This is a genomic window from Daejeonella sp., from assembly GCF_030684675.1.
Lineage (GTDB): Bacteria > Bacteroidota > Bacteroidia > Sphingobacteriales > Sphingobacteriaceae > Daejeonella.
Genome location: NZ_JAUXXZ010000034.1, coordinates 12771 through 36952, shown reverse-complemented (window position 1 = coordinate 36952; position 24182 = coordinate 12771). Strand labels below are relative to the sequence as shown.

The window sequence follows — 24182 nt, the reverse complement described above, 5'->3', positions numbered from 1 at the left end:
AGTGCTTGTTGCGCAACCCTGCGCTGAAAGATTCAACATTGTAGGTGTTAGTGAGCATATTATTGGGTGATAGGTAGCAGATTAAACCATCCCCTGTAAAAGAGAGCTACACTGTTAGTAAAGTCATTAAAGCTGATATCTGGTTTGTGAATCTGTAGCTTCCTTAACTCTGCGTCGGTTCTATGTTTTAATAATTTTTTAAGATTATAGGCCACTGCCGCCAGAGTGAGGCATTTATTTGCCTGTGCCAGTCCTTTACAACGGAGTTTTTTTATCCCCAAGTAATCAACCAGGGTTCCGATGACTGGTTCTACTGTGCTCTGACGTTTTTTCATCAGAATCTTAGCCTTTCGGGTCTGCATGCGTTCGTGCATGCGATCGTAATATGCTTTATCTACTGTTTGCCTGATGCTCGCTCCATTGGCGCCCATTACGGAGCATTGATCTTTGAGGCTGCATTCATTGCACACGCGCTTGCTCAATCTATATATATCTGTGTCGACCTCCGACCTTCCTTTGTAAACAAGTGCTTCCCCCACAGGGCAGATGTATTGGTTCTCCTGAGGATCATAAATGAACCCTTCTCTGCTGTACACCACTTGTTTCGGATTGGGAATATAACCCGTTAATCGGTTTTCTTCAATCGATTTTAGTGCATCCGGACTACTGTAACCTGTATCGGCTACAATCTCTTGCATTTTCAACCCGCCAGCAGCTAGTGTATTAACCATAGTTGGAAGCATTTCGGGTAGGCATTGACAATCACGCTTGTCGGCCGTGAATACTTGAACGTGTGTGATTGTATGGCTAGCCATATCTACGCCGACCTGACCCAAGTAGTTCAGGGCAACCGCCTTGCCTGGTTTAACCGACATTCGGGCATCCGGGTCGGATGGACTATAATGGGTTTTATTGCCGGTTTTTTTATTAGGGATAACCTCTTGAGGTTCACTTTTCGATTCGAATCTAACAACATCGTCAGATGCTTCGCCCTGCTCAGATAATTCTTTGCTGAAGTCCTCTGCATCTGCCATGATCTCTCGTTCTACCAAACTATCCATTGAAGCGTTGGCCTTGAGGTAAACTCCGTCTACAGCCTGGCGCCTGCCACTTACCATTCCCTTGTCGATACACTGCTTAAGTACTTTCTTGAACAACTCTGTAAATACTTCCTGCCCGTACAGCTGCCTAGTTCTGCTCAGCGTACTATGCCAGGGTAGTTCCTCGTCAAGGTCATAGCCGATGAAATAAAGTATATCCATACGCATTCGTGCCATGCTTATGATCCTACGATCACTATTGAGGTTTTCCAGATAGCCCGCCAGCATCAGTTTCATAAACACTACGGGGTCTATACTCTTTTGCCCCTCCTTTCCATAATAAGTATAAGTGGATCGGTATAAGAAACTAAAATCAACCGTTTCATTCAAACGACGATAAATATTGTCCTGGGGAACATGGTCAGATAGTCGAAAAGTGATAAACAACTTTTCCTGATAGCCTTTTTTGCCTTGCATGCATTAAGATATTAATAATCAATGACATAGATAAATTTATTTTTAAATATCTCAGTTGTGCAACAGCCACTTTAGCTCCGGGCTATTCAGCGGTGCGACTATAAACGGGACAGGCAATTGCTGTATTATATTTACCTAAATGAGATATACCTATGTTATCAGCTATTTACCTTGCTCAAACATTTGTCTCTACATGAAAAATTACCCAAATTATCCTATTTTTGCTCTTGAATTGAAGATCACTTTGTAGGTGATCATTTGAATATTTTAAATTATAACATATAAATCATTTTGTAGATGATCAAAATTACACTTCCTGATGGTTCAGTGCGGGAATACGAACAGGGAACCACAGCGCATCAAGTCGCACTTTCAATATCTGAAGGATTAGCCAGAAATGTTTTAGCAGCAGAGGTTAACGGGCAAGTATGGGATTCCAACCGTCCGATTGAGTCAGATTCAGCAGTAAAATTACTTACCTGGAATGATCAGGATGGAAAAGCTACATTCTGGCATTCGTCTGCCCATTTAATGGCAGAGGCTCTCGAATCCTTATATCCGGGGACCAAGTTTGGTATTGGTCCGGCAATTGAAACCGGGTTTTACTACGATGTTGACTTTGGTGACCGGGAATTTTCCTCTGATGATTTTAAGCAGATTGAAGATAAGATCCTTGAACTTGCGAGACAAAAATCTGATTTCTCAAGGCAAGCGGTTTCCAAAGCAGATGCCATTAAATATTTTACAGAAAAAGATGATGAATATAAGCTGGATCTGATTAAAGATCTTAGTGATGGTTCAATTACTTTTTATACTCAGGGAAATTTTACTGATCTGTGCCGCGGACCCCATATTCCGAATACAGGATTCATTAAAGCAGTAAAGTTGATGAATGTGGCCGGAGCATACTGGAGAGGGGATGAGAGCAGAAAGCAATTGACCCGTATCTACGGAGTAACTTATCCAAAGCAAAGTGAGCTGACTGATTATCTTCACATGATTGAAGAGGCAAAAAAGCGTGACCACCGTAAATTGGGTAAGGAATTAGAGCTTTTTGCTTTTTCAGATAAGGTAGGTATGGGCTTACCATTATGGCTTCCAAAAGGAACTGCATTAAGAGAGAAACTGGTAAACTTCCTCCAGCGGGCACAGGTTAAATCAGGTTATGAGCAGGTAATTACTCCGCATATTGGCCATAAGAACCTTTATATCACCTCAGGACATTATGAGAAATACGGTGCTGATTCATTTCAGCCAATAAAGACACCTCAGGAAGGAGAGGAGTTCTTTTTAAAACCGATGAACTGCCCACACCACTGCGAGATATACAAAACTAAGCCCCGTTCCTACAAGGATCTTCCTGTAAGGTATGCAGAGTTTGGCACCGTTTACCGATATGAGCAGAGTGGCGAATTGCATGGACTAACCCGTGTTCGTGGCTTTACACAGGATGATGCACATTTATTCTGCCGTCCCGATCAGGTGAAGGAAGAGTTTAAGAAAGTGATTGACCTTGTACTATATGTATTCAAGGCATTGGGATTTGATAATTATACTGCCCAAATCTCTCTCCGTGATCCTGAAAGTAAAGCGAAATATATTGGGAGTGATGAGAACTGGCAGCTGGCCGAATCTGCTATCATTGAAGCAGCAGAAGAAAAGGGCTTAACAACCGTTGTTGAATTGGGCGAAGCGGCTTTTTATGGTCCGAAACTCGACTTTATGGTGAAAGATGCACTGGGAAGAAAGTGGCAGTTGGGAACCATTCAGGTTGATTATAATTTACCTGAGCGATTTGAACTGGAATATACAGGAAGCGATAATCAGAAACATCGCCCGGTTATGATACACAGGGCACCTTTCGGTTCACTTGAGCGCTTTGTTGCCGTATTGATCGAGCACTGTGCCGGAGAATTTCCATTATGGTTAACTCCCGAGCAATTCATCGTTCTTCCTATCTCTGAAAAATATGAGGATTATGCAAAAAAAGTTTTAGAATCGCTTAATAATTCCGATATTCGCGGCTTGATTGACTCTCGTGACGAGAAGATTGGCCGCAAAATAAGAGATGCGGAAGTGAAAAAGATTCCATACATGCTCATCATTGGTGAGAAGGAAATGAATGACGGCATGGTTTCTGTTAGAAGACATGGACAGGGAGATGCAGGTAGTATGAAGATTGAAGAGTTTAGTAATCAGTTAGTTAAAGAAATTACAATTTAAGAAAAATATAATTTGGCATTAGGAAGACCAGGCTTTAACAGGGGACCACGACCTCCGTTTAAAAAGAAAGAAGCAGAACATAAGATCAATGATTTGATCAGAGCGCCTGAAGTGCGTTTAACTGGTGATAACGTGGAAACTGGTATATATCCGTTCAGAGAAGCCTTAGCTATGGCTATTGAACAGGATCTTGACCTTGTTGAGATTTCCCCGAATGCAGTTCCGCCTGTATGTAAAATTGTTGATTACAACAAGTTTATCTACGAGCAGAAGAAAAAAATGAAGGAAATTAAGTCCAACGCAAAACAAACGGTCATTAAAGAGATTCGTTTTGGACCTAATACCAATGATCATGATTTTCAGTTCAAACTGAAACATGCGATTGGCTTCCTTGAAAATGGAGAAAAGGTACGTGCTTATGTTCATTTCAAAGGCCGTGCAATTGTTTACAAAGAGCAGGGAGAAATCCTTTTATTAAAATTTGCTCAGGCTTTGGAGGATGTTGGTAAAGTAGAACAACTACCTAAATTAGAAGGTAAGCGTATGTTCCTTACCGTAGCTCCAAAGCATGCAGGAAAAAAATAATTTGTCATCCGATAAAATCGGATTTATTGATTTGTCCATTAGGGCACATCGCAATTGACAAATAGACAAATAGAATAATAGACAAATAATAAATATAATAGAGTTATGCCAAAAATGAAAACGTGCTCCAGTGCAAAAAAGCGTTTTAAGCTTACTGGAACAGGCAAAATCAAAAGAAAGAACGCTTTCAAGAGCCACATCTTAACCAAGATGAGCAACAAGCGTAAGCGCGCTTTAGGTCAGACAAGTTTAGTTTCTGACGCAGATATGGGCAACGTAAAACGTATGCTTACAATCGGCAAATAATTAACAAATTAATTTAACCAGGTATCAGGTTTTAAAGTTTCTTAATTGGAACACCGCTTACCAAAAAACAACACAACATGCCACGTTCGGTTAACGCAGTAGCGTCAAGAAGAAGAAGAAAGAAGGTCTTAGATTTAGCCAAAGGCTATTGGGGATCAAGAAGCAAGGTTTTTACCGTTGCTAAGAATACAGTCGAAAAAGGTTTGCAATATGCTTACCGTGACCGTAAAACCAAGAAAAGAGAATTCAGAGCTTTGTGGATTCAGCGTATTAACGCTGGTGCACGTCAGCATGGACTATCTTATTCTGTATTAATGGGTAAATTAACTGCAAAAGGAAACGGGTTAAACCGTAAAGTATTAGCTGATTTGGCTATGAACCATCCTGAAGCGTTTAAAGCTGTGGTTGATACTGTAAAATAGATCATTATTATTATTATAAGTAAGAAAAGGGAGCCTCGTGCTCCCTTTTTTGTTGCTCCTTCTCAATATAAAACACGGATCAAACAGGGATCAAACAGGGATCAAGTAGGGATCAAGTAGGGATAGAACTCAGCTGAAATCTGTTATTTATTATTGTTTAACCTATAATTTATTATATTTTTATTTGCAATTTAACGTCAATCTTCTTATTTTCAATACATTATCTTTTTGTTATGGGCAGATTAATTAATGGTCTTTTAGGTCCTGTCATAGGAAAAGTAGGTACAGTTATTGGATCCTCAAGAAATGGAATACCTTATTTAAAGGGGCCATACAAAAATCGAACAAGGGTAATTAGTCAGAAAGAAGCACTAAACCGTCGTAAATTCGCAGCCGCTCAGGTATGGCTTAAACCATTGCTTAGTTTCGTGCGTGTAGGCTTTAAAGGATACAGTGAGCGATCCGAAGGTTTTGTGTCTGCCAAATCATATTTGCTAAAAAATGTATTGAACGTAGTTGATAATACTATTGTTATCGATCCTGCATTGGTGAAAGTTAGTTACGGAGAACTTCCAATGTCTGAACATACAGCATTTAATTTAAGCGGCCCCAAAGAGTTAACTTTTACCTGGAATCCCGAAGGATTTGATCAATCATTTGATCATGATCAGGTCATGCTGCTTGCCTATAATATCGAAGCTGAAAGGGCTTTTTATAAGCTTATCGGACAATTCAGAAAAGTGGGTACTGATCAACTAACTTTACCTTTAGAGTTTAAACCCGGATCTGTAATTCATTTGTATATGGCCTTCGTTGCTGCCGACAGAAGCCGGCAGTCTGACAGCTTATATTTGGGTAAAATTAAGATCTAATCTGAAGTTTACATATTAGGATTTGAGGATTGAATAGACAATGCCTATACCATAAAACCATATAAAGAGGTAAATAATGACATAACTGGCTGTAACCAGTTACTATGAGCTTACTCGAATGATTTTTTCTACTTGAACTATACGAGAAAAACAACAGACTTTTGCGAATGAGAAAGTAAAGAAAGTAAATCTAACCAGATAACAAGACAAAGATTTTCTTACCTTCATGGGTTAATACCAAAATGGTCAACAATAAAAATAATAGCCCTGATTTTCAAGAAGTTATAGCAAATCTTGGATTTGCTCTTGAGGACGATTGCCTATATTTAACCCATAAAGAAAATATACTTCCAGACCCACAGATTCAATTTCATATCGAAAAGGCAGGTGAACTCCTTGCCTCTGCTGTGTATCTGCGTACCCAGCTCAATGGGAGCTATAAGCCCCAGGTTTATTTATTTGACTTCACAGACAGGAGTTTTGAGGAAGCAAGGGAAAGTGAAATAGCTGAAATTCAAACAAAAATCTGGAGTAGTGGTGAAGTTCCTTTAGCCTGTATTTTTTATAATACTGAAATAAAAATTATTGATTGTACCAAACACATAACCAAAGATTACCTACCGGAGTATTTAATAAAGGATCTGAAATTAATTGGTAAAGTAGATAACTTATATAACAAGCAATTTGCTATCAAAATCAAAAGTGGTATTTTTTGGGAACAAGAGGAACTGAAAAATAGATTTAGGTTTCAGAACTCCGCCTATGATAAACTGATTGATAACATTCGTTTTGTAGCAAATAAACTAACAAAAGAGTTTAAGAATACACGCAAGGAAATTGTTAATAAGATTATTGTTCAAGCTATTTTAGTAAAGTATTTAGAAGAGAGAATTGATAATAAAGGCAATAAATTATTATCAAAAAAATATTTTCAAAAATATAATAATGCATCAACCTTTAATGAGGTATTGAAGCAACAGGGTAAATTTGTTGAACTTCTTTCAGATTTAAACGAGAATTTTAATGGAAATGTATTTAAGTGGGAAATAGAAGAACAAAAACAACTTAAAGCATTAGATTTATCAAGTGTAGCTGACTTATTGGCAACCGATAAAACGACTGTAGGTTCTTCACAGCTTGAAATGGATTTTCCTGATTGGCGATATTTCGAGTTTAAACTAATTCCTGTAGAACTGATTAGTCGTTTATATGAGGAATTTTTGGGAGAAGATAAGCAAGAAAAAGGATTGTATTATACGCCGTCCCATTTAGCCAAATTATTGGTTGATGAGTGTATTCCACTGAAAAAGTATAATGATATTGACTTAAATAGTTATACAATATTAGACCCGGCTTGTGGTTCGGGAATTTTCTTAGTTATCGCCTTTAAAAGATTGGTTCAGATATGGAGGCTCAAAAACAGTATGAATACTCCTGATATTCGTGTTTTAAAGTCGTTATTAAAAAATATTTATGGAGTAGATAAAGAAGAACAGGCTGTAAGGTTAGCCTCTTTTAGTTTGAGTTTGGCGTTATGTAATGAGTTAAATCCTGTAAAAATCCTCAATGAATTAAGATTTGATGATTTAACTGAAGGAAATTTAATTTATTCGGATTTTTTTGAATGTAAATCAATTGAATGCAAAAAATTTAATTTAGTAATTGGAAATCCACCGTTTGTAAGGGGGGCAATTTCAAATTATACCAATTTTTGGAATTTAGAAAACAAAAAAGTAAAAATACCGCAAGGGCAAATTGCTTTGAAATTCCTTTCGGAATCTTTTAGTTTTCTAAAAGAGAACGGATTGGTTTGTTTGATTATTAAGTCATCAGGCTTGTTGTATAATAGCACCTCTAATGATTACAAAAAGGCCTTGTTTTCAAATTTCAATGTTGTTCAGGTCTTAGATTTTACAGCTTTAGCGGAAGGAAAATCGCTTTGGGATAATGGAGCAAGAGTGGGTTCAGCTGCAATCTTTATCAAAAATGAGAAACCTGATTTTAACAAGAACATTTTACACTTAACTTTTAGGAGAACTAAAGCAACTAAAGAAAGAATTGTTTTTGAAATAGATGATTATGATTTACATTTTGTAAACCGACAAACAACAATAAATAACGAGTTTGTTTGGAAGAACAATTTACTTGGTGGAGGAAGAATACGAAATCTTATAGATAAAGTACAGACACTTTCAACACTACAAACTGTTTTATTAAATAACGACAGCCTGATCGAAGAGGGTATTGAAATAGGAAGTAAACAAAATTTATCTCCTGATTATATGTATGATATTCCTTTTTTGCCAACTGAAGGAATAGACGAAGAAGATATAAACTATGATTTACTTGTGGAGATAGATAGAAAAATGAAATTTTCAAAAGTCCCGCCAGAAAGAGTTTTTTTAGCCCCTAATCTAATTATATGGGAAAACATTGGAGAGAAAAGATTTCCAATTTTCTTGAACGATAAATCCTTCTCATTTAAGAGAAGATTGGTATCTATCAAGTCATTACAAGATGACAATGAATTTCTGAAGAGAATATATAATTCCTTTGAAAAATACTACTCTTTTTACAAATTCTATTTTTTAGCAACAAGCTCTGAAACACTAATAAATAGAAATAACACGTTTCTTTTAAAAGATTTGAAGAATATTCCATTTATTGAAAATATTTTTTCATTCTCTGACTTTGAATTAAATGTAATCAATGATAGCATAGAATTTCAACAGAATTTCTTTATTTACGGAGAAAAATCAAAAGCTTTGGAAGCTATTAAAATAAATAAATTTAATTCTGTTATATCAAATTATGGAACGGAATTTTCCAGAGCCTTAAACGTCATCTATGATGATAATAAACGTAAATTTAGGTTAAGTGATGTGATCCAACTTGAAAATTCATTAATTGCAACCGTATTTAAATACGACAGCGAAGATATAGAGACGAAATTTGCTAAAGACTTATCTGAATTAAACATTGATGGACTTACAAACAATCAAATTTCTGCACATTTATCGGTAAATAGAATAATCAAGTTATATCCTCAAAAAAATACGATTGTTTTTGTTAAACCCAACCAGTACAGATATTGGCTTTCTTTAACTGCTTATCGTGATGCGGATAAATGTTTCTCTGACTTTTCTAATTTAATAGGAGAATGATAGCAGAGGAAAACTTATCGAATAAATATCAACCTCTAATCAGTATTTCAAATGCTAATGTCGTTTTGCTTATTAGTAAACTAATGAAGCAAACAGTACCTCATTTCAAAACGTATTTAGTTTCTGATTTCTACAAAAAAAGAAAACTAAATGAAGACGATTTTACACAGATTTACATAGAGCAGGCTCAAATTCTAATAAGAAATTATGATTATCCATTTAACATTAATGGGCAATACCGAGACATCACCAATCAAAGTAAAGGTTTTTCGGATTTTTATTTTTATCCTAATGAACAAAATGTTTCAACTACTTCATTTTTTTCGGTTGAAAGTAAGCGTTTACCTTCTCCTGAAAAGTCAAGAGAAAAAGAATATGTTATTGGAGAAAAAAATAATGGAGGAATAGAAAGGTACAAAACCGAAAAACATGGTAAAGGTCTATATGAATGTGGTTTACTTGGATTTATTGAGAAAGAAAATTCAAGTTATTGGATTAAAGAAATTAATAATTGGCTTAAGATTTTATCTGAAATTGATAAAAATTGGAATAAAGACGAGGCCTTGTCAGAATCTGAATCTAATACTGAATTTTGCTTTTTAAAATCTATTGCACGCAGGAAAAGTGGTGTTATTAATTTAACCCACCTGTGGGTACTGTTGAATTAACCAAACCCTTCTTATGTTGTAAGGACATTTACGATTTGCACAAGCTAATATCCAGAACCAAGAAACATCTTCCAGCTCACAAATAAAATAAAAAATACCTCACATCATCCATACCCGATAAAAAGGAAGTAGTTTGCAAGAACAATGGACAGATCACTCGTCAATTTGGTTATCTTAGAAATAAAAATACCTTATGGATTTTGGTCGTTTACCTGATAATGAATTTCCGCTGGTAGATTTTACTCTTCCTGGTGACACAAGTCTTACAACACAGGTTCTTAAGGAATCAGAGAAACCCGCAAGACCGGATTTATACGTAGGATGTGCTAAATGGGGTAGAAAGGAGTGGGTTGGAATGATCTATCCCCCAAAAACCAGGGAGGCTGATTTTCTGGCAGAATATGTGAAGCATTTTAATAGCATTGAATTGAATGCTATTTTCTATGGTATGCCGAAAAAAGAACAGGTAAATGCCTGGCGGGAAAAGGCAGAAGCATCCCGTTCAGATTTTAAGTTTTTTCCTAAGTTCACCCAAAATATAAGCCATATTAAAAGATTGAAGGATGCAGAAGAGCTAACCTCTCAGTATTTGGAAAGTATATCAGAATTTGGAAATACTCTTGGCCCGGCATTCCTTCAATTGAGTGATAATTTTGGTCCCAAAAACTTTGAAATCCTTAAGAATTACCTGGAAAAACTTCCCAGAGACTTTGACGTTTTTGTTGAAGTGAGGCATAAAGATTGGTATGAGGATACTAGTGCTAGAAAAGACCTCTTTGATATGATGCATTCGCTTAAAAAAGGCTCGGTTATTACCGACGCAAGCGGCAGGAGAGATTGTGTGCACATGGAATTAACTACACCAGATGCATTTATTCGTTTTGTTGGTAATGGCCTGCATCCCACAGATTTTAGTCGTATAGATGCCTGGGTGGAGCGTTTAGCTGATTGGAAAGATCAAGGTTTAAATAAGATTTATTTCTTTCTTCACCAGCATGATGAAAAAGATACTCCGATTCTAGCTGATTATACCATTAAGCAGTTAAATGACAAACTCGGAACTGATTTGAAACCTCCGGGTCTCCTGAAATCTACAACTCTGTTCTAAAAAAGAAAGCCCCTGATTAATAATCAGCGGCTTTCTTTTTTATTTGTTGAACTGAAATTATTTCTCTTCCAATACTTTAGTTACCAGTGCAGCTGCTTCTTTTAACAGAATCGCTGAATAAACTTTCAATCCCGATTCATCAATCAGTTTTTTAGCTTCTACAGCGTTAGTTCCCTGCAAACGAACAATGATCGGTACCGGAATATTTCCTATTTCCTTGTAAGCATCAATCACACCCTGAGCTACACGGTCGCAACGTACAATACCACCGAAAATATTGATCAGAATCGCTTTTACATTCGGATCTGAAAGTATGATATTAAATCCTGCTTTTACAGTTTCAGCATTGGCAGTTCCACCAACATCCAGAAAATTAGCCGGCTCACCGCCTGCAAGTTTAATAATATCCATGGTAGCCATTGCAAGTCCGGCACCATTAACCATACAGCCAACATTACCATCTAACTTTACGTAGTTCAGATTTGATTTGCTTGCTTCAACTTCAGTTGGATCTTCTTCACTGGTGTCGCGCATAGCTGCATAATCCGGATGACGGAATAAACCGTTATCGTCAAGATTTACTTTTGCATCAACTGCAAGTATCTTATTATCAGATGTTTTTAAAACAGGATTGATCTCGAACATAGAAGAATCAGTTCCTTCATAGGCCTTGTACAACGCTGCTATAAATTTGGTCATGTCTTTAAAAGCATCACCACTTAATCCCAGATTGAAGGCGATTTTACGTGCCTGAAATCCCTGAAGGCCAACTTTAGGGTCAATTTCTTCTTTGAAAATAAGATGAGGGGTGTGTTCTGCAACCTCTTCGATATCCATACCTCCTTCAGTGGAGTACATGATGATATTACGTCCCCTGGAACGATCGAGCAATACACTGATATAGAATTCTTTTGTTTCACTCTCTCCAGGATAATAAACATCCTGAGCAACCAAAATTTTACTCACTAACTTGCCTTCAGGGCCAGTTTGAGGGGTCACTAATTGCATTCCAATAATTTGTCCTGCTTTTTCCTTAACTTCCTCTAAGTTTTTTGCCAGTTTAACACCTCCGCCTTTTCCTCTGCCACCGGCATGGATTTGAGCTTTTATAACAACCCAGTCTGAATTATAATCTACCTTAAGCTTCTTAGCGGCGTCAACAGCCTGTTCTGCAGTATCAGCAACAATGCCTTCCTGAACCCTGACACCAAAGCTTTTTAAAATTGCTTTACCCTGATATTCGTGAATATTCATTTACTTATTATTTGTCGTAAAACTACGTTTTTATTGCTAACCTGAAAATAGTAAAGGCTGTTTTTTTCAAAAATTAAGCTATTATTTTACGGGAAGCCATAGTTTAGTAAACAATTCACACATTTGCATATTCATAAGATCTATATTCATGCTTGAGGCAAGGGGAATTCAGAAATCATACGGTAACTTACAGATACTAAAGGGTGTTGATCTGGATATTAAGAAGGCAGAGATTGTTACTATTATTGGGGCATCAGGCGCCGGTAAAAGTACCTTGCTTCATATTATTGGCACACTCGATAAACCTGATCAGGGTACTGTTCTGTTAAATAATATTGACGTCAATTCCCTTTCTTCAAAGAAACTGAGTGTCTTTAGAAATGAGCAAATTGGTTTTATCTTCCAGTTTCACCATTTGCTGCCAGAGTTTACTGCGTTAGAAAATATCTGTATTCCTGCATTTATTGCAAAGAAAGGCAAAAGAGAAGCCGAAAAAAGGGCATTTGAACTTCTTGATCTTCTTGGTTTAAGAGACAGAGCAAATCATAAACCAAATGAACTTTCTGGTGGTGAACAGCAGCGGGTGGCTGTTGCCAGAGCCATGATTAATAGTCCTGCAATTATTCTGGCAGATGAACCATCAGGTAATCTGGATTCTGCCAATGCAGAAAGTCTGCATCGCTTGTTTTTAGACCTTCGGGACAGTTTGCAACAAACCTTTGTCATCGTTACCCATAATGAGAATTTGGCAGAAATGGCAGATCGAAAGGTGTTGATGAAAGATGGTCTGATAATCAATTATTAGTAATGGCAATTCTGATTACCGCAGCTTCCTTTTCTCTTGCATACAAACTTGAACAATCCCTCAATGAATCTGAAGTGTATTTTGCGGAGCATATTGAAATGCCTTCAATTCCCGGAAAAAAATTCATTCGTATCCCTGAGGCTTCATCACCAATCTTTACAAGTGAATTACTTAAAATATGCATTGATAATCAAATAGTTAAGATTTATCCACTCAAAGAAGCAGAAATCAAAGAATTATCCAAAGCAAAGCAGCTTTTTATAGAATATGGAATTAATATCATAATACCGTCAAATGAATGGATATTGTAAGTGGCATTAAACGATTTGAATACTGAATGGTCTAATATTTGTATTCTTTCGGATGAGTAATTGTTTAATAGGGATTAAGGTATGACCTTACAATGTGAGATCTGATATTTTACATCTAAATTGAATAATGCAAGTATCGATTTTGATTTCATAAATTTGACTATGCTTAAATATAAAGATCTGGATAATCGCATAAAAGCATTCGTATTTGAATTAGACGATGTAATTTATCCTGAAAGAGATTATCTTTTACAAGTCTATTATCTTTTTGCCAATTTTATTGAATTTACCGAGGGTTTTCCAACTTCTCAGGATCTTACTGAATTTTTCAAAACGTCTTATACTCATCATGGAGATGAAGGTATTTTTGACAGGGCAAAAGAAGCTTTTGGTATAGAGGAAAAATATCGCGATAATTTTGAAAGACTATACTATACTGCAAGATTACCATTGAAATTGTTACTATTTTCAGGGATTCTTGAATTGATGCAGGAAATTGTCGTAGACAGAAAGCATTTGTTTTTGGTGACAAACGGTAAGCCAGAAGTCCAGTTGAACAAGATCAGACAGATAGAGTGGAATGGACTGGAGAAATATTTGAGGGTTTATTATGCATCAGAGATAAACCTGAAACCAAATCCTGACGTATTATCGTATATACTGAAAGATCATCAGTTAACAAGAAAAGATATCATGGTCATTGGAGCTTCAGAAACTGATCAGGAATTTGCAATATCCTCTGGTGTTGATTATTTAGCTGTGGATGAATTTCTTTAAATTGAATTTAAAATTGAATACCAAAATAATTTATATCAAAACAAACCAAAGAAAATGTTGAATAAAATGAATTTAAGATCACTAAATAAACCGTTAATATTCTCTTTGAGTTTATTAATACTTGCTTCCTCCTGTAAGAAAGATCCCAAAGCCAGCGTTACACCAGTACCTACCACACCAACCCCTGTCGTTGCTTCAAGATCAGACCTTACAAAGGACTCTATTTACCTGTATGCTAAGGAAACCTATTACTGGAATGAGGGTATGCCTACTTACGCAGTTTTTAATCCCAGGGGCTTTGGAAGTAATGAGGCTGTGTTAAATGCTATTATAGCTTTACCGGGAACTAATAAACCTACAGATAAGTATTCATTTCTGGATGATGGATCAGTCTCATCTTCATTGGGTGGTGTAAGCGGGGATTTTGGTTTTTCTGTTTTTTATAATGCATCCCCTTCTAGTGATCTCAGGATAAAATATGTATCTCCAAATTCACCTGCGGCAACTAAAGCGCTAAAAAGAGGTTACCGGATTACAAAATTAAATGGCAGAACTGATTTGAGCTCCTCAGTAAGCGCCAATATAGATTTTGTAGGTTCTGCGGTATTTGGTTCAGCAGCGACAGTTTCCATGACAGTTTTAAAGCCGGATGGTAGTTCTGAAGATGTAACTATTGGTCGGGCATCATATTCAAACAACCCTATTTTTCTAACTAAAATACTCAATGTAGGAACTAAAAAAGTAGGATATATTGTCTACAATAGTTTCACTACCAATTCAAGAGATGCTTTAACAACTGAAATCGGTAAATTTCAGGCAGCTGGTGTATCTGAGCTCATTGTTGATCTTCGGTATAATGGTGGTGGATCAGTTGCTACTTCAGACGTATTTACAAATCTAGTTGCTCCGGCAGCATATAACGGGCAGGTTATGTATACAACCTATTGGACAAAAACTATGCAGGATGGGAATGCAAAGATCTTATCGCATCAGCCACTTCTTGATGCTCAGGGTAAATTGCAAAACTTTACTGGTGGTGTGAATGGGGTATACGCTACTTATGCTGATATTGATTACAGGCCTACAAAAAGTGCAGGAAATGTTGAAAATTTTGAGAAAGTAGGTAGTGCTGAGTTTAAAAAAATTTACTTCCTGGTTCTTAGCGGTACTGCTTCAGCTTCAGAATTACTAATCAATAGTCTGAAAGGAGTGATGCCTGGTGATATTAAATTGATCGGGCAGAAAACCTATGGCAAGCCTGTTGGGTTTTTCGCTATTAAGATTGATAAACTTGACCTTTACGTGCCTCAGTTTGAAACTAAAAACCAAAAGAATGAGGGTGGTTATTATAGCGGAATGGCTGTTGATTATACAGTTTCAGATGATGTTACTAAGGATTTTGGTGATCCAACAGAAAGATTGCTCGCTGCAGCTCTAAGTTATTCTGAAAAGGGAACCTTCTCGATCAGTAATATTCCATCTAAGATTGCCAGTGTATCAGGTATGTCTGCTTTTGAAACCGAAAGATTGAACGAAGTCTTCGATAAGAAAGTGTTTAAAGGTATGGTTGATGATAAACTAAAGCTTAAAAAGCAGTGATAATAAACCGCTGAATGGACCCTTAAACATATTTGGGTAAAAAAACACTTCATAGCTATTTATGAAGTGTTTTTTTTTGAAATCAATCCAAAATATCCCTTAAATTAGTAATGAAATACTTCAGTATATCATATCTGTTTAAATTTTATAATTATGAATTTAAAACTGGGCGATTTAGCCCCAAATTTCAAAGCAAAAACTTCTCAGGGAGATATTAGTTTTTACGATTATTTAGGCGATAGCTGGGCAGTTCTTTTCTCTCATCCCGCTGATTATACGCCTGTTTGTACTACAGAACTAGGGAAAACGGCATCTTTAAAGAATGAGTTTGATAAAAGAAATGTAAAGATTATTGCATTAAGTGTTGATTCCGTGGAATCACATAAAGGCTGGATCAATGATATCAACGAAACTCAGCATGTGGAAGTAAATTTTCCAATCATAGCAGATGAGGACAGGGAAATTGCAGAAATGTATGGTATGATGCACCCGAATGCTTCTGAGACCTTTACAGTTCGTTCACTTTTTATCATTGGACCTGATAAAAAGATAAAACTGATGATTACTTATCCGGCATCTACCGGAAGAAATTTTCAGGAAATTTTGAGGGTTATTGACTCTCTACAGTTGACTGCAAATTACAGTGTAGCTACTCCTGCCGATTGGAAGGAAGGTGAAGATGTAGTTGTTATCCCTGCGATTAAAACAGCTGATATTCCCGCTAAATTCCCAAAAGGATTCAGAGAGATTAAGCCTTATTTAAGAATGACTCCTCAGCCTGATAAATAAGTTCAAATTGTGATTATGACGATGTTGAATTTGATTAAATAGGAATGAATCATCTCCTAAATGCCTGAAATATTTAATTTGAAATGGAGCTATTATTGGCTCCATTTTTTATTTTCTTAATTCCTGAGGCAGTTCAAAACAATAAGCTCATTGTTTTTGTTAATGCAAAACAATAGGTACTCATCTCCGCCATCACTTATCTTCAGTTTTTTCTTCAGGTCTTCCGGACTTATTGGAAAATTACGGCAAATAATATTTGCCTTTTTAAAGCTTTGTTCTTTAATGAATGTACCATAGTTCCAGACCTTTTTTAATTTAAATTTCCGTCCGGGAAATAAACTATTAAGTCTGTCAGAAGTATATAAATGAGTGTGCTGCTGGATTTTATGAACGCTGAAGTCACGGGTAATCAGTTTAAAACATCCGGCTTTGAGCAGGGCAACATCTGGCAAATATATAAAATCCAATGGGTCTGAATATTCTGTGATTCCGTAATTTCTTTCTTCACTTGTTCTGAATGAATAAGTCATGGGTTCAATAGCACCAATCAAGGCACAGGTAATCATTGGATCATTTCCACAGTTTTGACTGTCAACAAGATAGAGAAGCTCTTTACATTCATTTTTTATGCTGACAATATGCACACTGCTGACTTCCTTCAATTCATTTATTGTAGCATGGATATCCAGCAGAGGGGCTGTTTTGATCATCAGCAATTCTGAGCGGCTTCGTAAAAGCTCCAGATTAATGATAATATCAGGTTCACAATCTTTTAACAGAAAAACTTTTTTTGTGTTTACTCTCCTGGATGGATCAATGTAAATAGTACCGTATATCTTATCGCTAGAACGAAGATATTCAATTCCATCAACCTGCTGATAATTGATCTTTACACCCAAAACTGCTGAATTATACTTAGAAATTTCAGAAAGTTCCTTGTTCAATTCACAATATGTTACATTATTTGCCTTTTTAGCAAAAAAGCAGGTATCAACACCAAAACCACCGGTAAGGTCAATAACGTCATCTCCTGCTATTAAATTCGATTTGTATTTGGCTGCAGGTTCTGATGAAGCCTGTTCAATAGCTAATTTTGGTGGGTAATAGATACCCGGGGTTTCAAACCATAATGTAAGTTTGTGCTCACATCTTTTTTTACTATCGACCTGCTCAGCCAGTTCCTTGGAACTAATCGTTGGAAAGGGACTTTTTTTAAGACTTAGAGAAGGAATATCTGAATTTAAATTATCCTTAATAAAGTTCTGAACTTCGATATTTAAAAGATCCTTATTCACCGCCTATTTCATGACTAGTTGTGCCGTTTTTTTGCTGAATTGCTCCTTTAGTACCGTTTTTCCCTTAATAAGTTTCTTGATTTCTTCTTCTTTGAAATAAATCATAGTCAATAATTCAAGACCTTCTATAGCTGAAAACAGTAATTTGTCTTGAAACAAATCTGTCACTTTCTTCAATTTTACATCATCCCGATCAAGGCAAACTGAAACGCTAAGTGCAGATAGCTGCATCATATTTAGTTTGATATGAGCTTCACTAAAGGCTTTCAACAATTTACTCAGGTACTTCTCATCCATATATGAGAAATCTTTGGTAGAAATAGTTAGCAGAGTCTGATTCTTTTTTAAAATAATTGCCTGGATATCAGTATTTAACTTAGCAGACTGGTCAATTCTTGTTCCACTTTCTTCAGGTTTTAAAAATGGCTTGACAAATAAGGGAATACCGGCATTTTGTAAAGGTTTTATCGTTTTAGGATGTATGATATTAGCTCCATAATATGCCAGCTCCAATGCTTCTAAATAGGGGAGTTCTTCATATTTCTGTGCCGAACTAAATAGTGCAGGATCTGCATTCATTATTCCTGGGACATCTTTCCAGACGGTTAATGATTCAGCATGTATACATGATGCAAAAACAGCAGCAGAATAATCAGAACCTTCTCTTCCAAGGGTAGTAGTAAAGTTTTCACTTGTGCCGCCTATAAAACCCTGGGAGATAATTACCTGGTTCTTAAACTGTTTTTTTAATGACTGGATTGAAGCCGAGGTTTTATCCCAGTCGATTATTCCCTCCCGGTATGAATTGTCAGTATGTATATAGCTCCTGGCATCAATCCATTTCGTGCTGATGCCGCATTCTGCTAAATAGGCTGCTATTATTTTGCTCGAAACAAGTTCTCCGATGGAAACAATCTGATCGTAATTGAAATCGTAATCAGGATGAGGTTCATCCTCAAGCATCCATTCAATCTCAATGAAGGTATTGACAACTTCGTCATAAACCGGATGTTCTTTAAGCCCGAAGAGCCCGGCTATAATCTGTTCATGGTATTCCTTGATTTTTTGAAGAAGCAAGATTGCTTCCTCGCTGTTATTGATGTACGCAGCGCAGATCTTTTCAAGTGCATCAGTGGTTTTTCCCATGGCAGATACGATGATCAGAAGCTGATCTGTACTGTTCATGTTAATTATCTTGACCAGATTTTTAATGTTTGCAGCAGAAGAAACAGCAAAGCCTCCAAATTTAAATACCTTCACTAAATTTATTTTATTATTATAATTATTGATTAATAGAATCTAAAGCTTATCAATCTGATCATTTGAAAGAGATACATTGATCCATCCGGAATCAAACTCCGCATTATATTTTTCATAGAAGTTGATCGCCGGATCATTCCAGTCAAGAACCTGCCAGGTAATTCCTTTAAAATTTTTTTCTTTTGCTTCTTCAATTAAGCGGTCAAATATCATTTTTCCCAGGCCTTTCCCACGCATTTTTTCAGTCACGAGCAAGTCTTCAAGATACATGCGGCATCCTTTCCAGGTAGAGTAGCGGATGTAATACAGGCCAAAACCCTGAATAATCCCATTTTCTTCGGCAAGAAAAGCCTTCCATACCGGATTATCCCCAAAACCTGCGTTCTCAAATTCTTCAAGGCTCACTGTCACCTCAAGCGGCGCTTTTTCATATATAGCGAGCTCCTGAATAAGCTCGAGTAACCTGTTGCAGTCTGCTTTAACTGCTGTTCGAATAGTTATTGACATACGCTAAATTGCCTTCTTTGATCTGTTACCAAAAATTGTACTTCCCAATCTGATCATTGTGCTTCCCTGTTCAATGGCAAGTTTATAATCTCCCGACATACCCATAGAAATCTCAGTAAATGCCGGATCCTTTCTAAAAAATGTATCCTTCAGGCCTTTAAAGAAGGTGCTTAGCTCATAAAACTCCTCTTTAGTCATTCTTGGATTCTCAGTAAGGGTTGCAATTCCCATAACTCCGCAAATCCGAATGTTCTTTAATTGTTTAAATTCCTCGGAACGCAGTAATTCTACTGCTTCTGCCAGATCCATACCATACTTTGTATCTTCATCTGCAATTTCAAGCTGCAGCAGACAATCAATGATGCGATCATTCTTCAAAGCCTGCTTGTTGATTTCCATCAATAGTTTCATGCTATCAACAGAATGAATCAGACTGATAAATGGAGCGATATATTTAACTTTATTCGTTTGAAGATGCCCTATCAAATGCCATTCTATGTCTTTGGGGAGCTTTTCCTGTTTGTCAACAAGCTCCTGTACCATGTTTTCTCCAAATATCCGCTGTCCGGCCTCATACGCTTCAGTAATGCTTTCTAAAGGTTTTGTTTTAGACACTGCGATTAATTTAACTCCGGTATTCCCGATCTCTTTCTTTATAGCCGATATATTATCTGCAATGCTCATTAATCTGTATTTTTGATTGAATTTTTTAATTGCTAAACCTACGGGATACTACACTAAAATGCAACAGAATTATCTATCAAATCTTATTTGTCAGTCAGTAACCTGAATTAAAATGAAAGTCATTAAACTTCTATTTCTTATTGTTCCACTTTTATTTGCCTGTGAGCAGCAAAATATACCAAAGGATATCATAGATCAAAAAAAGATGATTCTAATAATGGCCGATCTCCATACCATGGATGGTTACATGTCAACTATTATATACAACGATACAATCAGAAAGAATAACAAGAATCTATATGCAACTATTTATAAAACTCACAATACCACCCCTGCATTGTATGAAAAAAGCCTGATGTATTACAGTATGAAACCGGCCTTGCTTGATACAATGTATAATAGAGTACAGGCAATATTGGATGAAAAGGAACATAAACTCAATAGTGCCGAAATTAAAAAACCGAACAGGATACAGAAACAGAAATGATATACCCCAATAATGCCGGTGAGAAGCTGGGTTTTCTGGACATCAAAGAACTTATTAAGTTGTATTGCCTAAGCCCAATGGGGCGGGAAATGGTCGATAAGATCCAGGTAATGCACAACTATGATCTTATAAATAAGTTTCTACGCCAAACCAATGAATTTAAGAGCATTCTCCAAAATGATTCTCCTTTAATTATTCAAAATTTCTTTGATATCAAAAGTATGGTTGAGAAGGCCAGAATTGAAGGAACCTATCTCTCTGAAGATGAATTTTTTAAGGTGTCGGCATCTCTTTCAACAGTATTCTCTATAATTCAGTACTTTTCTGATCGTGAGGGTCTTTATCCTAATCTTGAGGCACTTTTTGAACATCTCCCGATTGAAAAATCCATTATACAGAAGATTGAAAAAGTTATTGATCCAAAAGGAAAGATAAAACCAAATGCATCATCGGCTTTAACGGAGATCACATCAGGGATTTCGAAGGCTGAACAGGAAGCCCGGAAGAAAATAGATCATATCTATAAAAATGCTCAAAATAATGGCTGGACGGCCGATGGGAATCTGACAATCCGGGATGGTAGATTATGCATTCCTGTACTTGCTGAAAATAAACGAAAATTAAAAGGTTTTATTCATGACGAGTCTGCTTCAGGCCAGACCGTTTACATGGAGCCTGAAGAGGTATTTCAGTTAAATAATTTACTCAGAGATCTTGAATTTGAGAGAAGAAGAGAGATTATCAAATTACTCATTGCTTTGACCGATGAATTAAGGCTATATGTCCCTTTGTTATTATCCTATCATGGATTACTGACCAAACTTGATTTTGTTCGCGCAAAAGCCCTATTTGCGATTAGTATCGAAGCCGAAATGCCTGTATTAGTCAGGGAGTCAGAAATCAATCTGATTAATGCAAGGCACCCTTTATTAATGATAAGTTTAAAAAAGGAAAATCAGTCGGTTGTACCGCTCAATATTAAAATTGACGAACAGGACCGGGTTATTGTAGTATCTGGGCCAAATGCCGGAGGTAAATCGGTGTGCATGAAGACAATTGGTCTTCTTCAGATCATGGTCCAGGCCGGTTTATTAATCCCTGCCGACGAGCATTCCAAACTGGGTATTTTTAAACAAATCTTTGCGGATATAGGTGATGATCAATCAATTGAGAGTGATCTGAGTACCTATAGTGCCCATCTTTCTAAAATGAAATATTTTCTGGAATGGGCCAATTCGAAAACGCTAATTCTGATTGATGAATTTGGTACGGGTACAGATCCTCAGTTTGGGGGACCAATTGCTGAATCGGTTTTGGAATCACTGAACAGGAAGAATGTCAGAGGAGTGGTTACCACACATTATTCAAACCTTAAAACCTTTGCCAATTCCACTCCAGGACTTGAAAATGCATCCATGTTATTTGATAACGCAAAGATGCTTCCACTTTATATACTTTCTTTAGGCAAGCCCGGAAGTTCATATGCCTTTGAGATCGCACAGAAAATTGGCCTTGGGGCCGATGTAGTTGAATCGGCAAAGCGAAAAGTGGGTACTTACCAGAAAAAAGTTGATACACTGCTTGTAGACCTCGAGCGGGACAAGAAAGAGCTTATTGATGCGAAAAGATCAGTAGATAAGAAGGAAGAAAGAGTAAAGGCCTTACTTGTAGAAAACGAGCAATTAAAAACATATCTGGAAGAAAATAAAAAGCTAATTATCAAGGATGCCAAAATTGAAGCTCAGAATATTATTAAAAATGCTAACAAGCTGATCGAAAACACGATTTCAGAAATCAGGGAAAGCAAAGCCGAAAAAGTGCAAACGCAAAATCTGAGACAAAATCTGCAACATGAATTGAAGAGGCATGATGTTCAGGAAAAGAAAATCACTAAGGTCAAGGAAACCGTTGAAATCAAGTCAGGCGACTGGGTGAAGCTTATTGATTCTGAAACTGTCGGGCAGGTGATGGAAATTGCGCGCGATAATGTCATTCTGGCTATGGGCGATCTACGCTCGGTTGTAAAATTAATCCGTGTTGAAAAAGTCTCAAACCGCTCTGTACCAAAAGAGATCAGAAAATCACACGGGACTGATCTTACTGAGAGTTTCTCGACCTTTAATACAGAACTTGACCTTCGTGGAAGAAGGGGGGAAGAAGCTCTCTATGAGATTGAAAAGTATCTTGACAGAGCTGTAATGCTGGGTTTATCCTCTTTGAAGATTATTCATGGCAAGGGTGATGGAATTTTACGCAAACTTATTCGTGAGTATTTACGTAAATATTCTCAAGTTAGTCGCATTGAGGATGAACATGCCGACAGGGGCGGGGATGGTATAACTTATGTTTATCTGAAATAGATAATTTTATACAATTAATGCGTTAAATACCAAATAAGGAGCATGAAAACAACATTGATCTTTTTTATTTGCGCATTAATTATTGCCGGAATATCCTGCAAAAAATCATCTAAAGATCCGCTTAGCCTTCCTGAAACCGTGCAGGATGCAAGCGTTGATATTCAGATCCTTGCACAGAATTTAACTTATCCATGGGAATTGTTATGGGGTTCAGATAATTTTATCTGGATGACCGAACGAGGTGGTAAGATTAGTCGTGTTAACCCTGATAATGGCAATGTAAATATTGTTTTTGCAATACCGGATGTTAAGTCAGTGGGAGAAGGTGGATTGTTAGGTATGGCTCTTCATCCATCTTTTAATCAAAATCCAAATGTATTTGTTGCCTATAATTATGATAAAGCAGGTACTTACACGGAGAAGATAGTCAGATACACTTATAACGGTACCACTCTGGTAAATCCGGTAATCATTCTGGATAATATACCTGCATCAAGTATTCATAATGGTTGTCGTTTGCTAATCAGTTCTGATCTTAAATTGTTTATCAGTACAGGCGATGCATCCAATCAGGCATCTGCCCAGAATATTAATTCTTTAAGTGGAAAGATCCTTCGTTTAAATCTGGACGGTTCCATTCCTTCAGATAACCCTGTAAATTCGAGTCCTGTATGGACTTTTGGTCATCGAAATCCGCAAGGACTGGTTTTTGTAAAAGAAAGTCTTTTCAGTTCAGAGCATGGTCCAAATATGGATGATGAAATAAACCTGATTCTGAAAAACAGAAATTTCGGATGGCCTGCAGTCAATGGCTTTTGCAATGAAAGTGGAGAACAATCGTTCTGTAACTCAAACAATGTGGTAGTCCCGCTTAAGAGCTGGACCCCAACGCTCGCTGTATCGGGAATGGATTACTATAATAATGATGCCATTCCTCAATGGAAGAATTCGTTGATTCTGGCTACATTAAAGGATCAGACTCTTTATCAGCTAAAACTAAATTCCAGTTCTGATAAAATAGAAGAGACAAAAGAGATATTCAGAGCCAACTATGGCCGTTTAAGGGATGTATGTGTAGCGCCGGATGGCAGGTTATTTGTAGCTACAAGTAATGGTTCAAATGATAAAATTATTGTGCTTAAAAAGAAATAAATCTGCGGTATTTCAATGCTGATTTGTTAATTTCAGC

Annotated in this window: 22 protein-coding genes; 16 read left to right on the top strand and 6 right to left on the bottom strand. The window is 36.7% G+C overall.

Translation table 11 applies throughout. From position 1 onward, the window contains the following. Positions 1–59: 59 nt before the first annotated feature. Positions 60–1517: an IS1182 family transposase gene (locus tag Q8M41_RS07300; protein WP_305364592.1), complete on the bottom strand. Its 1458-nt coding sequence runs from the start codon at positions 1515–1517 to the stop codon at positions 60–62. 297 nt (positions 1518–1814) lie between these two features. Here Q8M41_RS07300 and thrS point away from each other — a divergent pair, with 297 nt between their 5' ends. The 8 genes from thrS to Q8M41_RS07260 all read left to right on the top strand — a co-directional run bounded on the left by thrS (position 1815) and on the right by Q8M41_RS07260 (position 10865). Further along, the gene (gene thrS, locus Q8M41_RS07295) at positions 1815–3740 is read left to right on the top strand and encodes a threonine--tRNA ligase (RefSeq protein WP_305364591.1); all 1926 of its coding nucleotides are present in this window, start codon (positions 1815–1817) and stop codon (positions 3738–3740) included. A 12-nt stretch (positions 3741–3752) separates the two neighbouring features. Then, positions 3753–4325: a translation initiation factor IF-3 gene (infC, locus tag Q8M41_RS07290; RefSeq protein ID WP_305364590.1), complete on the top strand. Its 573-nt coding sequence runs from the start codon at positions 3753–3755 to the stop codon at positions 4323–4325. Positions 4326–4430: 105 nt separating this feature from the next. After that, positions 4431–4631 carry a 50S ribosomal protein L35 gene (gene rpmI, locus Q8M41_RS07285; protein ID WP_305364589.1) on the top strand — a complete coding sequence of 67 codons (201 nt, stop codon included), beginning with the start codon at positions 4431–4433 and terminating at the stop codon, positions 4629–4631. Between the two features lie 77 nt (positions 4632–4708). After that, entirely contained in the window at positions 4709–5053 is a 345-nt protein-coding gene (gene rplT / locus Q8M41_RS07280; RefSeq protein WP_305364588.1) for a 50S ribosomal protein L20, read from the top strand. Between the two features lie 233 nt (positions 5054–5286). Next, positions 5287–5925, top strand: a complete 639-nt coding sequence (locus tag Q8M41_RS07275) for a DUF6266 family protein (protein ID WP_305364587.1) — start codon at positions 5287–5289, stop codon at positions 5923–5925. 242 nt (positions 5926–6167) lie between these two features. Next, positions 6168–9089, top strand: coding sequence for a class I SAM-dependent DNA methyltransferase (locus tag Q8M41_RS07270; RefSeq protein WP_305364586.1), 2922 nt, complete (start codon positions 6168–6170; stop codon positions 9087–9089). Then, entirely contained in the window at positions 9086–9757 is a 672-nt protein-coding gene (locus Q8M41_RS07265) for a hypothetical protein (protein ID WP_305364585.1), read from the top strand. Before Q8M41_RS07270 ends, Q8M41_RS07265 begins: the two co-directional genes overlap by 4 nt. A 193-nt stretch (positions 9758–9950) precedes the next feature. Then, positions 9951–10865, top strand: coding sequence for a DUF72 domain-containing protein (locus tag Q8M41_RS07260; RefSeq protein WP_305364584.1), 915 nt, complete (start codon positions 9951–9953; stop codon positions 10863–10865). Between the two features lie 57 nt (positions 10866–10922). Here Q8M41_RS07260 and sucC read toward each other — a convergent pair whose 3' ends face one another. Next, positions 10923–12119, bottom strand: a complete 1197-nt coding sequence (sucC, locus tag Q8M41_RS07255; RefSeq protein ID WP_305364583.1) for an ADP-forming succinate--CoA ligase subunit beta — start codon at positions 12117–12119, stop codon at positions 10923–10925. A gap of 148 nt (positions 12120–12267) precedes the next feature. Between sucC and Q8M41_RS07250 the strand changes: the two genes are divergently transcribed. The 5 genes from Q8M41_RS07250 (at position 12268) to Q8M41_RS07230 (ending at position 16400) form a co-directional block, all read left to right on the top strand. Next, entirely contained in the window at positions 12268–12924 is a 657-nt protein-coding gene (locus Q8M41_RS07250) for an ABC transporter ATP-binding protein (RefSeq protein WP_305364582.1), read from the top strand. A 2-nt stretch (positions 12925–12926) separates the two neighbouring features. Continuing rightward, on the top strand, positions 12927–13235 hold the full coding sequence (locus Q8M41_RS07245) for a hypothetical protein (protein ID WP_305364581.1): 309 nt from the start codon (positions 12927–12929) through the stop codon (positions 13233–13235). Between the two features lie 162 nt (positions 13236–13397). Further along, on the top strand, positions 13398–14012 hold the full coding sequence (locus tag Q8M41_RS07240) for an HAD hydrolase-like protein (RefSeq protein ID WP_305364580.1): 615 nt from the start codon (positions 13398–13400) through the stop codon (positions 14010–14012). A 105-nt stretch (positions 14013–14117) separates the two neighbouring features. Beyond that, on the top strand, positions 14118–15611 hold the full coding sequence (locus Q8M41_RS07235) for a S41 family peptidase (protein WP_305364579.1): 1494 nt from the start codon (positions 14118–14120) through the stop codon (positions 15609–15611). Between the two features lie 153 nt (positions 15612–15764). Continuing rightward, a complete protein-coding gene (locus tag Q8M41_RS07230; protein WP_305364578.1) occupies positions 15765–16400 on the top strand; it encodes a peroxiredoxin in 636 nt (211 codons plus the stop codon). 116 nt (positions 16401–16516) lie between these two features. On the opposite strand, the gene Q8M41_RS07225 is transcribed toward Q8M41_RS07230, so the two are convergent. Genes Q8M41_RS07225 through Q8M41_RS07210 form a run of 4 tightly spaced genes read right to left on the bottom strand, consistent with a single transcriptional unit; the run spans position 16517 to position 20146 of the window. Next, a complete protein-coding gene (locus tag Q8M41_RS07225) occupies positions 16517–17695 on the bottom strand; it encodes a hypothetical protein (RefSeq protein ID WP_305364577.1) in 1179 nt (392 codons plus the stop codon). 3 nt (positions 17696–17698) lie between these two features. Further along, complete coding sequence (locus tag Q8M41_RS07220; protein ID WP_305364576.1) at positions 17699–18955, bottom strand: aspartate kinase; 1257 nt, start codon at positions 18953–18955, stop codon at positions 17699–17701. A 39-nt stretch (positions 18956–18994) separates the two neighbouring features. After that, positions 18995–19462, bottom strand: coding sequence for a GNAT family N-acetyltransferase (locus Q8M41_RS07215; protein ID WP_305364575.1), 468 nt, complete (start codon positions 19460–19462; stop codon positions 18995–18997). 3 nt (positions 19463–19465) lie between these two features. After that, a complete protein-coding gene (locus Q8M41_RS07210) occupies positions 19466–20146 on the bottom strand; it encodes a YggS family pyridoxal phosphate-dependent enzyme (RefSeq protein ID WP_305364574.1) in 681 nt (226 codons plus the stop codon). 112 nt (positions 20147–20258) lie between these two features. Between Q8M41_RS07210 and Q8M41_RS07205 the strand changes: the two genes are divergently transcribed. From Q8M41_RS07205 to Q8M41_RS07195, 3 genes are read left to right on the top strand one after another with little or no spacing between them, the layout of a single operon-like run. Next, positions 20259–20633 carry a DUF4296 domain-containing protein gene (locus tag Q8M41_RS07205; RefSeq protein WP_305364573.1) on the top strand — a complete coding sequence of 125 codons (375 nt, stop codon included), beginning with the start codon at positions 20259–20261 and terminating at the stop codon, positions 20631–20633. Continuing rightward, entirely contained in the window at positions 20630–22993 is a 2364-nt protein-coding gene (locus Q8M41_RS07200; protein WP_305364572.1) for an endonuclease MutS2, read from the top strand. Before Q8M41_RS07205 ends, Q8M41_RS07200 begins: the two co-directional genes overlap by 4 nt. Positions 22994–23035: 42 nt before the next feature. Continuing rightward, positions 23036–24145: a sorbosone dehydrogenase family protein gene (locus tag Q8M41_RS07195; protein WP_305364571.1), complete on the top strand. Its 1110-nt coding sequence runs from the start codon at positions 23036–23038 to the stop codon at positions 24143–24145. Positions 24146–24182: the final 37 nt, after the last annotated feature.